The 15,402-nt window shown below is 47.0% G+C and carries 14 protein-coding genes and 2 pseudogenes; 3 read left to right on the forward strand and 13 right to left on the reverse strand.

Features of this window, described 5'->3' with window-relative positions; genetic code table 11:
- Positions 1 to 85 precede the first annotated feature (85 nt).
- From RH949_RS07650 to RH949_RS07675, 6 genes and pseudogenes are all read right to left on the reverse strand, one after another.
- Positions 86 to 535: a FixH family protein gene (locus RH949_RS07650; RefSeq protein WP_446352436.1), complete on the reverse strand. Its 450-nt coding sequence runs from the start codon at positions 533 to 535 to the stop codon at positions 86 to 88.
- A 137-nt stretch (positions 536 to 672) separates the two neighbouring features.
- The gene (locus tag RH949_RS07655; protein ID WP_446352437.1) at positions 673 to 2,433 is read right to left on the reverse strand and encodes an efflux RND transporter periplasmic adaptor subunit; all 1,761 of its coding nucleotides are present in this window, start codon (positions 2,431 to 2,433) and stop codon (positions 673 to 675) included.
- A gap of 261 nt (positions 2,434 to 2,694) precedes the next feature.
- A pseudogene (locus tag RH949_RS07660) lies at positions 2,695 to 2,922 on the reverse strand (sensor histidine kinase); the annotation flags it as partial.
- A 266-nt stretch (positions 2,923 to 3,188) separates the two neighbouring features.
- On the reverse strand, positions 3,189 to 3,443 hold the full coding sequence (locus RH949_RS07665) for a UPF0175 family protein (RefSeq protein ID WP_446352438.1): 255 nt from the start codon (positions 3,441 to 3,443) through the stop codon (positions 3,189 to 3,191).
- Positions 3,444 to 3,500: 57 nt separating this feature from the next.
- The gene (locus RH949_RS07670) at positions 3,501 to 6,665 is read right to left on the reverse strand and encodes an efflux RND transporter permease subunit (RefSeq protein ID WP_446352439.1); all 3,165 of its coding nucleotides are present in this window, start codon (positions 6,663 to 6,665) and stop codon (positions 3,501 to 3,503) included.
- Positions 6,666 to 6,893: 228 nt separating this feature from the next.
- Positions 6,894 to 7,556 carry a cobalt transporter gene (locus RH949_RS07675; protein ID WP_446352440.1) on the reverse strand — a complete coding sequence of 221 codons (663 nt, stop codon included), beginning with the start codon at positions 7,554 to 7,556 and terminating at the stop codon, positions 6,894 to 6,896.
- A gap of 298 nt (positions 7,557 to 7,854) precedes the next feature.
- On the opposite strand from RH949_RS07675, the gene RH949_RS07680 reads away from it, so the two are divergent.
- Both RH949_RS07680 and RH949_RS07685 read left to right on the forward strand, forming a co-directional pair.
- Positions 7,855 to 8,205 carry a hypothetical protein gene (locus RH949_RS07680; RefSeq protein WP_446352441.1) on the forward strand — a complete coding sequence of 117 codons (351 nt, stop codon included), beginning with the start codon at positions 7,855 to 7,857 and terminating at the stop codon, positions 8,203 to 8,205.
- A 10-nt stretch (positions 8,206 to 8,215) separates the two neighbouring features.
- Positions 8,216 to 8,512: a PepSY domain-containing protein gene (locus tag RH949_RS07685; RefSeq protein WP_446352442.1), complete on the forward strand. Its 297-nt coding sequence runs from the start codon at positions 8,216 to 8,218 to the stop codon at positions 8,510 to 8,512.
- Positions 8,513 to 8,812: 300 nt separating this feature from the next.
- Here the strand turns inward: RH949_RS07685 and RH949_RS07690 are convergent, their stop codons facing one another.
- The 7 genes and pseudogenes from RH949_RS07690 to rppA all read right to left on the reverse strand — a co-directional run bounded on the left by RH949_RS07690 (position 8,813) and on the right by rppA (position 14,089).
- Positions 8,813 to 9,685, reverse strand: a complete 873-nt coding sequence (locus RH949_RS07690) for a DUF305 domain-containing protein (protein WP_446352443.1) — start codon at positions 9,683 to 9,685, stop codon at positions 8,813 to 8,815.
- Between the two features lie 22 nt (positions 9,686 to 9,707).
- The gene (locus RH949_RS07695; protein WP_446352444.1) at positions 9,708 to 10,406 is read right to left on the reverse strand and encodes a cupredoxin domain-containing protein; all 699 of its coding nucleotides are present in this window, start codon (positions 10,404 to 10,406) and stop codon (positions 9,708 to 9,710) included.
- A 12-nt stretch (positions 10,407 to 10,418) separates the two neighbouring features.
- Positions 10,419 to 10,607 carry a hypothetical protein gene (locus RH949_RS07700; RefSeq protein ID WP_446352445.1) on the reverse strand — a complete coding sequence of 63 codons (189 nt, stop codon included), beginning with the start codon at positions 10,605 to 10,607 and terminating at the stop codon, positions 10,419 to 10,421.
- 27 nt (positions 10,608 to 10,634) lie between these two features.
- A pseudogene (locus tag RH949_RS07705) lies at positions 10,635 to 10,814 on the reverse strand (hypothetical protein); the annotation flags it as partial.
- Complete coding sequence (locus RH949_RS07710; RefSeq protein ID WP_446352446.1) at positions 10,789 to 11,073, reverse strand: hypothetical protein; 285 nt, start codon at positions 11,071 to 11,073, stop codon at positions 10,789 to 10,791. The pseudogene RH949_RS07705 and the gene RH949_RS07710, both read right to left, overlap by 26 nt.
- Positions 11,074 to 12,024: 951 nt before the next feature.
- The gene (rppB, locus tag RH949_RS07715) at positions 12,025 to 13,395 is read right to left on the reverse strand and encodes a two-component system sensor histidine kinase RppB (protein WP_446352447.1); all 1,371 of its coding nucleotides are present in this window, start codon (positions 13,393 to 13,395) and stop codon (positions 12,025 to 12,027) included.
- Complete coding sequence (rppA, locus tag RH949_RS07720; protein ID WP_006101174.1) at positions 13,382 to 14,089, reverse strand: two-component system response regulator RppA; 708 nt, start codon at positions 14,087 to 14,089, stop codon at positions 13,382 to 13,384. The genes rppB and rppA overlap by 14 nt, the downstream gene beginning before the upstream one ends.
- Positions 14,090 to 14,437: 348 nt before the next feature.
- Here rppA and RH949_RS07725 point away from each other — a divergent pair, with 348 nt between their 5' ends.
- Positions 14,438 to 15,043, forward strand: coding sequence for a DUF411 domain-containing protein (locus tag RH949_RS07725; RefSeq protein WP_446352448.1), 606 nt, complete (start codon positions 14,438 to 14,440; stop codon positions 15,041 to 15,043).
- The last annotated feature ends 359 nt before the right edge of the window (positions 15,044 to 15,402 follow it).

Raw genomic sequence — 15,402 nt, forward strand, 5'->3', positions numbered from 1 at the left:
TGGAGATGAAGACAGTTGCCTATTGCCTGTTGGCTGTTGCCTTGTCTCCACCAAAAAGGGGATAGTTAACCGGGATTGAGTTTGACTACTTCACCTCAATATCAAATGTTTCTTGTCCAGACATAGCCGGATCAGTCGATTTCACCGCCATCATCCATTTTCCTTTCATCCCCATGTTAGTCATCACCTTGTATCGTCCAGGTTGAGTATCAGGTTCTACCTTAGTCATGGCTGTCATTGGCTCCATGTCTTCCATTTCCATAGACAGATCGACTTGTAGATCCTCCACGGCTACGGGTTCATTGGTGGCGGAATCAATCACCTCGACCACAAATTCTGCATCACCCATCGGTACAGTGCCATCTTCAGGAGACACCATGGTGATGATTACGTTATTTTCGGCAGGGGATGCCGTCGTTTCGGTTGTCGGAGCAGTCGCTGCATCGGTTTCTAATTCACTCTCCACTTGATTACCACTACTGCAAGCGGTGGTTAAAACGCTGATTGTCAGCATGAGCAAAAGAAGTTTTTTCATCAGAATCCTCACTGAAATAGAATTGAACAATTGTGAAATCAAAAGGATTGCATTTTTTTCTTCCCCATTTTCCAGACGTGCCATGGCACGTCTCTACAACCCCATTTTCCAGACGTGCCATGGTTTGCCTGATAATGTTACTCAACTGCCACCTTGAGCAGAGTTTGACCTGCATAATCGGGGTCTTTAACCTCGACTTTAATATGCCACTCTCCCGCCATGCCAAAATGAGTTTTGACCTGGAACTGTCCGGGTTTGTCAGTTGGTTCTAGTTCCACCATCGTCGTCATTGGCGGCATATTGGGCATAGGCATGGTGACGTCTACCGCCACATCCTTAGCGGGTAAGGGTTCTTGAGTCTGGGGATCACGGACTTCTAGGATGAGTTCAGCCCCCCCTGACTTAAATCCCTTGGTAGGATCAGGGTCAACGATCGCAACTTCAATTTTGTCCTGACTACTCTCACCCAGCATCGGTACGGGATCGCCAGTGTCATCCACCACCGTCACTTGAACATTAGGAACCAGACGGCTATCCCCAGAAGTAATCACGCGATCGCCCATTTTCAGTCCCTGGGTGATTTCGATGCGATCGCCACTAATCATCCCCCTCTCAACCTGACGCCGTTGCGCCTGGTTATCCTGGATAACCCACACCGAATTTTCACCATTAAACTCTACAACCGCCTTTCGAGGCACCGATATCGTATTTGCCTTACGATTTGTGAGAAGGATCATCTCCAAAAACTGCCCAGATAACAGACGTTCTTGAGGATTATCCACCACCGCTTCCACTGTCACCGTGCGGGTGTCATTGTTAGTTTGCGGGAAAATACTGGTAATCTTCCCCGTTAAAGGTTGATCCGTTACCCCTGGCACCTGGGCTTGAATTGGCGTACCCACCCGAATATATCCAGCATCCTCCTGTGCCACATTCGCCTGGAGTCTTACTCGCGAATAGTCCCCGATTTTCAGCACGCCCATACCGGGCTGTACGACAACGCCCGGATCAACCATACGAGTTTGAATAATGCCACTAATCGGGGATTGCAATTTCGTGTAACTCTGCATTACCGTCGCTGTACCCACCTCCGCTCGCGCCTGACCCACCTTGGCGCGATTTTGATCCACTTCAGCAAGTAACCTTGCCCGTGCTGCTTGGGCTTTCCTAATCGCCGCCTGTTTAGCCTTCACTTCAGAGGCGACAATATCCAAGTCATCTTGAGCAATAGCACCTTCTGCGACTAGGGTAGCAAAGCGATTTTGTCGTAGCTGTAAATAATCCAGTTCGGCTTGCAAGCGGGCAATTTCTTGAGTCTGTTCTTCAATCTGGACTTGGCTAGCCCGTAACGACGTTTCCATCGCATCGGCTTCCGCCTGGGCTTCGGCTAATTCCGTCGAGCGTTCCGTTGCATCCAGTTGAGCCAACACTTGCCCAGCCTTAACGCGATCGCCGGGATAAACTGAATAATTGGTTAATTGTCCGGCAACCCGTGGATAAACAACCACTTCCTGATAAGGCATAATCGATCCAGTGTAGGATACATTTGCCTCGAATTCTCCAGGTTGCACCACCTCTACCGTCACCGGAATCGGGTTAAACGCACCATTCACCTGCATCATGTCATCGTGAGACATTCCCGACATATCATGACCTTCCATCCCAGCCATAGAGTTAGTCGGTTTGATTTGATTCGTGATCAGGAGGATACTACTGCTGAGTACAGCGAAGACTCCCAGACCTAATAAAACCCGTCCGTATTTTTTGCGGCTAGACGGCTGTCGCAGTTCTTGGTCTGGTTCGGAAGCGAAAGGTTCTGGATGTTCAGATAAAGAGTCTGGAGTGTTGGGACGAGACTCGTCAATATCCGAATGGGGTAAGGGAGGTTCCAGAGACATAAAACATTCAGTCTGGATCAGACTACTGAAGAATCGTATCTATTTAAAGGTATCAGTTAATTATGAAATCAGAATGAAATCCTGACTGGGCGGATATCTTAATAGAAATTACACGGAACATTTGCATTTTTTGCTCGCCTAAACCCTTGATCTACCGTAGGGTGGGTTTCGACTTCGCTCAACCCACCAGCCTTTGCTACACGGCAACTCTAGTCGCTAACCCCTTTCGCACTAAACTGTCGGTAAAATTATCGTCCTAGGTCATCCTCTCAAAGGTAATCGAATTGTGAATGTACTGCCAACCCCGAGTTGGCTGTCTACTTGCAAGCTACCGTGGTGTGCAGTAGCGATCGCGCGGGCAATAGCCAACCCTAATCCCGAACCCCCCGTATGCCGAGAGCGATCGCGATTTACTCGATAGAAGCGATCAAAAATGTGGGCTTGTTCTGTCGGTGGAATGCCAATCCCGGTATCGGTTACTTTAATCAGTTCTACACTGTCGTGTAAGGTGCCAGCAATCGACTCAATTTCCCGTTCCATTGCTACCCAGTTTGCCCGAATCAATGCCCGATATGCCCCTAATCCAGAGATACCCAAAATCACGCCCATCACTCCAGCGTACCAAAGGCATAATTTCTTGACAGACTTCCAAGGGAACCAATACCTGAGCATAAAGAGATTGCAATACCGTTAAATCTCCTAAAGCCGCAACAAGGGCGATTAAGGGGGAAGTATTGATTACAATTCTCTGGGTTTCAGGCATTGTCTAAATCCGATAAGAGTTCTGCTTCGGTAAGGTCAATCATTGGCACACCATAACGATTTAAATTAAGCAGGAATGAAACTCTATCCGTGCCAATCAATGCGGCTGCCATTCCCGATGATAGGCGTTTCATCTCAAAAAGTTTGACTGCCATTGCCCATTGTGCCTCTTGTTCAAACTGTTCTCTAGTTTGTTGTAAGGCATCGGGAAAGGTTTCTGGGTAGGTGATTGTGAGTTGATGTGACATTGTGTTTTTAGTAGGTGGAGACAATTTCGTCATTTGTCATTAATCTAGTCAAAAGCTCTACAGCAGTGAATCTACCGATGATTGCGGTGTGGCATTCACCGGAAAACTCGTCTGAACCACCGTGTTTTTTTGTTTGGGCATCAACCGCTTGCCAAACTTGGCATAAAGTGCAGGAATCACCAATAATGTCAAGGCTGTAGAGGTAAACAAACCACCCAAAACCACAATTGCTAACGGTTGTAAAATCTCATTTCCGGCTCCACTGGCGATCGCTAACGGTAACATTCCCAATGCTGAGGTGATTGCTGTCATCAAGATGGCGTTCACTCGTTCTAGAGAACCGTTGACAATTACATCTGTAAGGTACATTCCCTGAGCAAACTTGTTGTTGTAGTTGTCTACCAGTAACAAGCCATTGCGAACAGCAACGCCAAACAGGGTGATAAAGCCAATCAGAGATGCAACTGAAATCACACCGCCAGTCAGCGCAATTGAGACAATACCTCCCACTAATGCCAAAGGTAAGTTAATCATGATTGCGATCGTAGCAGGAAGGGATTTAACCGAAAAGAACATCAACACGGTAATCACCATCGCCGCCAAGATACTATACACCAGCAGGTTATTAGTCGCCCGTTCCTCCGATTCAAACTGTCCGCCGTACTGGATAAAATAGCCATTAGGCAACTGTACGTTTTGGCGAATTTGAGCTTGAATATCACCAACAACACTGCCCAAATCCCGCTCAGTAACGTTAGCTGAAACAACAATTAACCGGGAAACGTCTTCTCGATTCACCACATTGACGCCCATGCCGTAATCTACTTTAGCCACGGTACTCAGGGGGATGGTTTCTCCCGTGGGAGTGGAGAGGGGAATCCCACCAATCGCATCTAAACTGTTACGCGCCTTTTGTGTCAGTGAGACGGAGATATCAATAAGCTGTTGGTTTTCCGCTACCTGGGACACCACTCGACCATTCAGAGCCGTTTCTACCACCTCTGACAATTGTTCCATGCTTAATCCATAGGTCGCCGCCGCCGCCCGATCATATTGGATTTGCACCTGACGTATGGGCAGTTGGGGTTCAAGCTGCAAGTCTACAACCCCAGCAATCGGTTCGATAACATCGCGCACCTGTTCACCAATCTGGCGGAGTTCAATCAAATCCGGACCAAAGATTTTTATCGCGATCGCACTTCTAACTCCAGAGAGTACCTCATCCATGCGGTGGGAGATAAATCCGCCTATATTAGGGGCGACACCGGGCAGCTTTAGGAAGGCTTCCCGCAGGTGTTTAACGCTGGCTTCCCGATCTTTGAGCGCCCGATCACTGAGTTCCACATCAACGTGTGCCATACTAACTCCAGCCCCATCAGCATCCCCAGGAGCGCGTCCTGCCCGTACCTGCACCCACTCATAGAGGGGATTGTCCTGAAGCGACTTAGAAAGCGCTATCCCTGCCCGATTCGTCATATCGAGGGACACACCCGGAAATAACACCATCGAGTTAACCATCGACTTTTCCTGGAATTCCGGCAGAAACACCCGTCCTAGGGAAGGAACGATCGCACAAGCCGCCACCAAAGCCGCTAGTGCCACACCCAAAATAATTTGGGGCGATCGCAACGAAACATTCAGCAACGGGCGATAGAGCCGTTCTGCCCACCGGGACACAAACGTGCCTTCCTGCGGTAAGGTTTGATTTGCCAGCAAAATCGCACAAAGGGCAGGAGAAAGGGTCATAGCCACCAGTGTAGAAGCCGCGATTGACAGCAAATATGCCAACCCCATCGGCGCAAAAATACGCCCCTCCACGCCAGTTAAACTAAAAATCGGTGCGAATACCACAATGATGATTACGGTGGAAAAAATCACCGCCAGCCGTACTGCTACAGAGGTGTCATAGACAACTTGAAAGGGATGCTTGGGATTACCCTGGGCTTGATTCGTGCGGAGTCCGCGATAACAGTTTTCCATGTCTACAATGGCATCATCCACAACGGAGCCAATGGCAACCACTAATCCACCCAATGTCATCGTATTGATGCCCAAGCCAAAGGCTTTCATGAAGAGTAACCCAACCAACAAAGATAGGGGAATCGCACTCAGAGTAATCACCGCCGTGCGCCAATTCATCAAAAACAGCAGCATGATCACCGACACAATAATGATGCCTTGAATCAGAGAACCGCTGACATTGCGAATCGCCGCATCAATGAAGTTGGACTGACGAAAGGTTCGTGCCACTTGCACATCAGCCGGAAAGGTTGGCTGCAACGACTGCATCACGGCTTCCACGGCTTTCGTGACGGTGGGAGTATCCACATCAGGTTGTTTATTAATCATCAGTACAACCGCAGGCTGCCCATTAAAACTGGCATCTCCCCGCTTCAGGGCTGCCCCAGTCTTGACCTCCGCCACATCTTGGAGCAGAATAGGTTGACCCTCCTGCACCTTCACCACCGATTGCTGCAAGTCTTCAATGGAGTTGATCTGCCCAATGCCGCGTACTAGAAGTTCTTGACCCCCACCAATCAGAAAACCCCCCGGAGCATTGGAATTGGCTCCCCTAGCTGCATTGGTGACTTCGGTAAGAGAGACATTACGCGATCGCAGTTTTGCTGGATCGACTAACACTTGTTCTTGGCGTTCATCTCCCCCATAAATAGTAACTTGAGAGACTCCTGGTACTGACAGAATCTGATGGCTGAGGGTGACTTCCACCAGTTGGCGCAGTTCCATCAGCGAGGTTTGCCCCTGCCCGTTTACGGTAAAGGCATACTGCAAAATCGTACCCAACGGGGATACCAGTGGCGAAATTTCTGGCGGATGGATGCCTTTTGGAAGCTGATTGGTGACTTGCTGGAGCCGTTCTGTTACCGATTGCCGCGCTTTGTAAATATCAGCATCTTGGTCAAAGACTACCTGCACCATCGATAGCCCTACCTTAGAAGACGATCGCACCGTCGTCACTCCGGGTAAGCCATTCACCGCACTTTCAATGGGTACAGTAATCTGTGTTTCCACCTCCTCTGGAGCCAATCCCGTTGCTTCGGTTTGAATATCGACTTGAGGCGGTGCAAATTCAGGAAACACATCCAGTGGCATCTGGGTGATACTAACAACACCCCACAGGGTAATCACAATGGCACCCGCAACGATGAACCACCGATGAGCGATCGCGTTTTTGAGCGTCTGATTCAGAATCGTGTTAAACATCTTAAATTAGGGGCTGCTGTAGAGAGTCTTGTGGTGGGGAGAGGCAATAGGGAATAGGCAATAGGGAATAGGGAATAAGCTGTTCGGCATTTAAACCTTAATGTCAATAACTGCTCTCATCCTTGTAATGCGTTAAGCGAAGCCATGCCGCAGGCTTTGCATCTTGCTCGCTACCCATTCCCAATTTAAATGCGTGACAGCTTAGGCAATAGGCAACAGTTTCAACATCTAGACGCTATTTTTCTTACGGATACTCACAAACGAAATCGCACCCACTAACACTACGGCTCCGCCACCAACAGCCGCTAAAATCCCCATCGGAAATCCACCCTCTTGCGGTGCGATTTCCCCAGGCTGTTGGGTTATATTGCCAGCAGCATCGTGGCTATGAGGGATTCCTTGGGCATCTGCCTGAGCATGAGCTGCATCGGTTTTAGGAGATGCGATCGCATCGGGGTTAGTGGCTGAATCAGCCGTTTTGGTTTTGCGAGATTCGGCATAAAGTGACAAGCCACCTTGGGTGACGAGGTTTTCCCCAACCGACAATCCTTCCGTTACTTCGATCAGTTCGCCCTGGGTTGCACCCGTAGTAATTTCAACTGGCTCATAAAAATTCTCATACTGCACAAAGACGAGCTGCTTGCCATCCGCATCCACCAATGCGGTGACAGGCACCATCACTCCAGTTCCACCCTCAGCGGATTGAGCGATCGGCGTGACAACAATGCCCAACATCTGATCAGTTTCAGTATTCACCTGTACTCGTTCCACACCCCCTGTCGCTTGAAACTCATCCCCATGTCCGACATGGGAAAAAGCCACATTGGGCATAGAGAGCAGCAGGCTGGTAATCAGGACAGATTCTAGTAAGGCTTTGTGCCGATAACGCATAGTTCACTCGCTCTGGGTTGACAACAATCTTACCCAGTCTGCCAAAGGACAGATGAAATTCAGGTGAAATTCCCAAATTGCGATTAGGTTCGTAGTAGGGGAACCTTAGCCCCAATACAAGTTTTCTTTTCATAGGGCTAATCCATTTTGATCAAACGTTACATTCAGTGTTCACCGCCTAAAATTTTTTGCCCAATTCAGACAAATTTCATGCCAATTTCATAGTGTTTTGGCATAATGGCAAAAATTAATCCATTCATAGACCGCCAAGTGGAATTAAAGCACCAGGAATTTACAAATGAAACTGGCACGCTCGATGCGAACAGTCATCCAAACAACGGGAATTAGTTTGCTTGTGTTAACAGTTGCTGCCCGTCCGTTATTGGCACATGGTTCAGAACCTCACTCCCAGACCTCAAAAACCCCCGCTTCTACCTCCCACACTGCCGAACAAGAGCAGCCAAGCCAAAGGGTGGAACCCCCCGTTCAATCGCATACGCCCAACGAATTAATGCCTACAACGGCTCCTGATGAATACTCCATGACTAGCCAAGCGTCAACTCTCATGCCCACAGGACTGGGAGAGTCAATTTTTGTCTTGTTAATTGGTACTCCCTTGGGGCTATTTTTCTTGAAACAGCGGAGGTGATAGAACTGATATGTCTGTTTTAATCAAACGCTACACGCGCCAACTACATCGCGCTCTCGCGCCAATTATGCTTTTTCCCCTGCTGCTGACGCTAACCACAGGTTTGCTCTTTCAAGTTGCTGTCCTCAATGGCAAAGAAACAGATTTTCTGTGGTTATTAGCCCTACATCGTGGTAAATTTGGCAGCATCAATTTAGAGAGTGTATATGTATTTTTTAACGCTCTAGGTCTTTTGTTTTTAGGGGTTACGGGATTGATCATGTGGTTTCAAACAGGTCGGTCTGCTTCTAGGCGATCTAAACAATAAACGAGAGAAAGGACAGCTTACCTAGCTATTACAGCGCTTCAATGAAACGCTAAAAAAATTGTCTCAAGTTCAACAGGTTTTATAGGTAACAGTTTGAGTCGGCGCTGCACTACCACGTTATCAGGTTTGTAGTGAGAACTTTAGTTCTATAACGCCTAGCTGGAGAGGGCTAAAGCCCTCACTACGAACCACTCATCATGACAGATTCTACCTTATACTGCAACTTGGTATTAGTCAGGAAATTGTCATTGAATACAAAGGATCAATTCTGGCTTGAATTGCATCAAGCCAGAGGTGAAACTATTGATACCAAGTCTGATACCATTGCCGCATCTGCTCAATTTCAGCACTCTCTTCCTGGAGAATGGATTGTGCCAGATTGCGAACTTCAGGGCGGTTGCTATCCAGTACCATCCCAGCCATCATTACTGCCATTTTCTGATGGGGAATCATCTGCTCCATGAAGGCTTTGTCAAAGTCAGGAGCATTTTTTAGGGCGTCTAAATCTACAGCCATCATGTTCATATTGCCCATTTTATTCATCATGCTCATCATGTCCATTCCTGGATGCATGGGCATATTTTGATTTCCGCCGGGATGCATACCTGTACCTGAAGACATGGGCATATTTTGATTACCACCAGGATGCATACCTGTACCTGAATTCATGGGCATATTTTGATTACCACCAGGATGCATACCTGTACCTAAATTCATGGGCATATTTTGATTACCGCCAGGATGCATCCTCATCTGTGATACCGCAGGCGCTTCGGTACCATACCACTGTTTATACCAAGCTTTCAGTTGCTCAATTTTTCGGTTTTGTTCTGTCTTGACAGTTTGGGCAAATCGTTGAATTTCAGGACGCTGAGCCTTATCCAACGCCAGGTTTGCCATGTCCTCAGTCATCTGATAATGATGTATCATCATTTGGATAAAGTGCTGTTCGCCTTGGTGATGATTCATCATTTCCATACCAGGAGTCGCAGCATTTCCAGATTGTTTCAGATGATGATTATTGTGTCCTGACAGCTTTCCTTGGATTTGAGCCGGAGAATTTTTTCCGGTTATTTGGACTTCAGCTTGGCTCTGCTTGGTCATCGCTAACCCGGTAATTGTACCGATGGTTGCTAAACTAAGAAAGCCGTAAATCAAAAATTTATTGTTCATTGTTTGACCTTATTTCTACGAATTAATTACTGGAAACAGAATCTTGCACATCCACCACACCTCGAACCATGTCCATGCCACAGGTAAATGGATATTCCCCGACATTTTGGGGCGTAAATTCAACGGTTTTTGTTTCGTTGAGCGGCAAATCGGCGGTAATGCCAAAGTCAGGTAATACAACTTGGCTCAAGCATTCACTTTGATCGTTGCGGAAAAAGTTAAGTCGTACAGGTTTACCTACTTGAACCGCAAGTCGCGCTGGTTTATATCCTCCTTCAACAGTAATCGTTACCTCTTGAACTCCATCAACAACCGGAACCGATTCAGCTAAAGTTGGCGGTTCATGCGCTAACTCTGCCGTAGTTTCTGTGGCTTGTGGTTGATGTCTAGAGCTATCGGAATCATTACTGGATTCCGATGAAGCGGCTACAATTACCCGATACATTCTCATCCCACACGTAAATTCATATTCACCAGACTTTGGGGGAGTAAATTCTACGGGAGTGGTTTGATTGAGTGGCAATTTGGCAGCAATTCCAAAATCAGGAAACAGGACTTCTTCTAAGCAACTATTCGCATCTTGGCGTAAGAAGTTGAGCCGCACAGGTTGACCTGCTTGGACAACAATGTAGTCAGGTTGATAACCCCCATTGACAGTAACCGTAAGTTCCTGAATATCCCCTTGGATAGTAGCTTGCTGCACCTGCCGTTTTTTACCCAAAAACCACCACAGTTATGCACCAATTAAGGCGATTCCCCCTAGAGTGACACCAACTTTTCGACCTAAAGGTTGCTCGATGCGACGGAATTGTTGCGTCGGGGTAGTGGGCATTTCCATTTCGGTGGCGGTTGCTCCTGACGCTATTCCCATGAATAATCCCAGACTGATTATATGGCTCAACAGTTTACGTTTCGTTTTCATCGTTCACCTCTTTAAATTGGCTGATTCTTAACTCATTTCTGTCTGAAATTTACGCAAGCGCAAGGCATTCGTCACAACAGAGACAGAACTAAATGCCATAGCCGCTCCAGCAATAACGGGGCTAAGTAACCAACCAAAGAATGGAAATAAAATACCAGCGGCGATGGGAATACCTGCGGCGTTATAAGCAAAGGCAAAGAAGAGATTCAGCCACTTTTTGCGCCTGAAGGGGTAACGTCTCAATCCCCAACTCATCCATCCAGCGCTGAGTGCCAATTTGCACGAATCGGCGATTAACAACCCCTGGAACCCCACTCCCCGCCACAGCTTCAAAGTTTTCGGTTTCCGGGAGCGACTTCTCCCCCGTCTGGGATTGAGCGTACTGAACAACGGCTTCTGCTAAAGGGTGTTCGGAATTACGTTCAATGGCTCCAGCTAGTTGCAGTAGAAGATGCAGTGTTTCCATAACTGGCTCCTGTTACAAGGAAGGGGTGGCAAAACCGTTAAATCTGTTCGGTTGAGTAACTTCGAGAGCGTCATGCCAATCCCTCAACGTCTATTGACTAGGCTAAAGTCTCCACTTCACTGGAGAGACAAGGGGATGTAACAAAAGTTTACTTTTTAACTGAATTTTGTCTCTCCAATTTTGAATTGTTTCACAAAGAAATGAAATTCAGATGAAATAGCCGTAAATTTAAGCAGTAACTTAGAAATTTTATCCTGATTTCATTGCCCCGTAGTGTTCGCACTCGTAGGCACAATGAACAGTTGTATCAATACTAGACTTATAATTTTCGATGTGAGGCATAATTGTCTTCTTCGTTTTTTCCTTTCCTAGTTATAAGATAAGTAAAACTGAAGTTCAATAACGTCTACCTAAAGTAAGATTGCTCCTCTATATCTGAAGAAACGCGAGCATCAAGGTTTCTCAAAGAAAACTCGTTAACAGCTAAAACTTGTCCGTTACTGAAACTCGCAGACATCTTTAGCAAATGTCTGCAAGCTTTACTTCTTCCTGGTTTTCCTCAAAAAATTAAATTACTTTTGTATTTGTCTATTATAGCAGTAGGCATATCGATTAGGAAAAATGCATTGTCTGGAGACGTTACACCGGAGGAGTCTCTACAAATCTATGGTGTCCTAACCGTCTTGGCGGTTGCTATACTTTAAACTGCCCAGATTAAATATCCGTGAAATCTTTTCATTTTTTTAGTCTCCATATTTTCATCGCTTGTGGTGATCAATCTGTTACTAATAACTATATTGAGAGGTGTTGATGAAACTGAGATGAAATTAACGAGCATAAACCCGGTTTTTTACCTAGATTCTCGGCTTTTACTTAAGGCTTGCTGAATAAGTTGTGGTGGGGAGAGGCAGGGGGGAGGAGGGAGCAGTTGTAGTGCGAGCGTCTCGCTCGCTATTGGGAAGCGTCTTGCTCGCTATTGTGTCTTCCAAGCAAAGGCAATCGCAGGGTGAAGATACTGCCAACACCTAATTCACTCTGTACCTGCAAACTACCGTGGTGTGACTGAGCGATCGCCTTAGCAATTGCCAACCCCAATCCCGAACCCCCCGTATGACGAGAGCGATCGCTATTGACTCGATAGAAGCGATCAAATATCCGTTCTTGTTCTGCTAGGGCAATGCCAATCCCCGTATCTTTAACCTGGATCACCCCATGATAGTCACTCTTGTCTAAAATAACTGTTACCGTTCCCTCGACTGGAGTATATTGGATGGCATTGATCATTAAATTAGACACTAAGCGATAAAGCTGTTCCTCATCCCCGATCGCCGCCATCGAAATTCCCACTCGTACCTCAGAACTCAGCGTGATCTGAGCAGCAACGGCTAAGGCTGCCAATTCCTCAACTAAATCGCTCACTAAGTCATTCAGACAGCACCTCTGGCGTAGTACAGGTACAGGTTGCCGATCTAGGCGAGACAAAAATAGCAAATCCGCAACCAACTGACTCAGCCGCCGATTCTGTCGTTCAACAATTTCTAGGATGTTTCGTGCCTCTTTTTCATCTAAGCTGGGCATCAATAGCGCAGCTTCTACCGTCGCCAGTGTCGCGGCGACAGGGGTTCGCAACTCGTGAGCCGCATCAGCAGTAAATTGTTGGATCTGCTTATAGGATTGGTAAATGGGTTGCATGGCTAACCCCGCTAACCCCCAACTAGCAACGCCAACGAGAATCATCGCAATAGGCAACCCCAATCCCAAAATTAATTTCACTGTACTCATGTAGTCGTTGATGTCTTGCACAGAACGCCCTACCTGTAAGTAGCCCCAATCCTGCTGATCATCGGTATGTAGGGATAGGGAAATTTGCTCGTAGGTATTGCCTTCTTCATCTGATACAGTTTGCCAAGATTCCAGGTTGAACACGAGGGGTAATCCGGCTGGATCAGCCCCTGCGATCGCCACCAAATTGCCTGACTGATCAAATAGCTGGATGTAGTAGTCTCCTTGGTTCACAGCGCTGAGCCTGTGGCGTTCACCATTTACCTGTGCTGGAGAGCAGTTTATCTCCACTAAACAAAGATTCGGTAAAATATCCCTAACCCTTGGCTCTACTTGTCCAGGTTGCTTCAGTTTTGATTCTAGGCTGTCATGGAGTGTCCCAGCTACGGATTTTAACTCCCGCTCTAAGGTAATTAAATGAGCATGAGCGATCGCTTCATAAACGCCAAACCCCAACAGGCTCAAAATGACACCCATGACGAAAGCGTATGAGAGTGCCAATTTCCCACGAGTCTGGCTAAATAGCTTATTTTGACGCATCGTTGCTCAAATTAAGACGGTATCCTATACCATGTACCGTTTCAATCGGAATCGCGCAGCCGATTGATTCAAGTTTGCGGCGCAGCAAGCGTATTTGTGCCGCCACGACATTACTCAGGGGTTCTGCACTCACTTCCCAGAGCTGATTGCGAATTTGGTCGCTAGTTACCACTTGATTGGGATGTCTCATGAAATACTCTAGAAGCTGGTACTCCTTATTAGTCAGCGGCACCTCCTGTTTTTCTCCCTTAGCCGCGACACGATAAACCGTTCGGGTACCGCAGTCGAGAGTCAGGCTTCCCACCTGAAGTTGTTGGGGTTGGAGTTGAGGCGATCGCCGCTGCAGTGCTCTAACTCTGGCGAGCAACTCTGCCATTCTAAACGGCTTGACTAAATAGTCATCTGCTCCCGCATCCAAACCCGCCACTCGGTCTTCCAAGCGGTCTTTTGCGGTTAGCATTAAAACTGGCAAGGAACTTTTGTTCGCACGCAGCCGACGCAGTAGCTCTAATCCCGATAGTTCGGGTAGTAACCAGTCGAAAATAGCCAGCGTATACTGCATTTCCTGGTTTTCTAAATAGCCCCAAGCCTCAGTACCGTCAACAACCCAATCAACCACGTACTTTTCTAGACTTAACGCTCGCTTAATGGCAGCCCCCAAGTCTGGCTCATCTTCAACTAGCAACACTTTCATAACTTAACCTGTTAACTGTTTAGGGTAAGCTTCAATTCTTAGACTACAACTCTAACTCACGGTAGATGACTGAATTGCCAGTTGTCATTATGCCAAAACAAGATGAAATGGAGATGAAATCTGTCTGGATTTAGCCAAAAAATTAAGCAGAGGGAAAGCCTAGATAATTTCATTCTAATTTCATTGGCTTTTGAAAGAATAGTTATAGCAGTAAACACATCGATTAGGACTTTCGGCACCATTGTAGAGACGTTCCATGGAACGTCTCTACTCTCCATCTGACTAGAGAGTCTAAACTGAAAGTAGAGTCCCAACCCCAAGCCAAGAATTAATAGTGAGGTTTTAATTATGCTCAAACGTCTAACATCTTGGATGCATCAACAGTCACGTCCCCTACTCTTGTCGGGTGTTGCTATCGTGGGGGTAGTGGGAGCGACTTATTTGACTGTCGGGGTTTGGGGAAAAAGCACCAATAGCCAAGGAATCAATTCTCCTCAATCACCAAATCCTGTTGCGGCTACACCCGTTAGCATGAATGGCAGTGTCTGGGATCAAGAAACTGAACCCCTGTCAGAACCCCTCTCAGTTACCGTGTATCGCAGTCCCTCCTGTGGTTGCTGTGGAGAATGGATTAAACACCTAGAAAAACACGGTTTTCAGGTGACTGATACTAAAACCGACGCAATGACTGCTATTAAAGAAAAATATCACGTACCCCAAGACTTCGCCTCCTGTCACACCGCAATTGTCAATGGCTATGTGGTTGAAGGACATATACCCGCCGATGATATCAAACGTTTAGTTAAGCAAAAGCCTGACATTGCTGGCATTGCTGTACCGGGAATGCCATTGGGAAGTCCTGGAATGGAGGCGGGGGAGAGAAAAGAATCCTTTGCGGTGTTGGCGTTTAATCGTGATGGGGAGTTTGAAGTTTTTCAGGAGTATCAGTCTTAGTCAACAACCCAGCGCTGACCGATAAAAGCGGTACAGCGTGGGCTTGAGAAATAATTCTTAAGCCCTGTTGTTGGACCTTAGCAGCTCGTTAATAGTAAGAGCTGCTCCGTTTATCGAGAATATATAGGCATCGTGGGGTGCAGGATTGACTATCCGTTTCCTAGCTCCACGCTCTGCGGTTTTTCATTAAACATTCCTGTTGGGTAGGGAAAGTGTGAAAACATCAAAACCTCGATAAACATTGGCGAAGGAAACCACACCCTGAGCGAAGTCGAAGGGTGAAAACCTTAACTTTAGGTAAAAATGAAAGTCTACGTTATTAACAGACACGGGCGTCCCTTGATGCCCACAACTCCCAG

The sequence above is a fragment of the Coleofasciculus sp. A1-SPW-01 genome (assembly GCF_040217205.1).
In the GTDB taxonomy this organism is placed as follows: Bacteria; Cyanobacteriota; Cyanobacteriia; order Cyanobacteriales; family Coleofasciculaceae; genus Coleofasciculus; species Coleofasciculus chthonoplastes_A.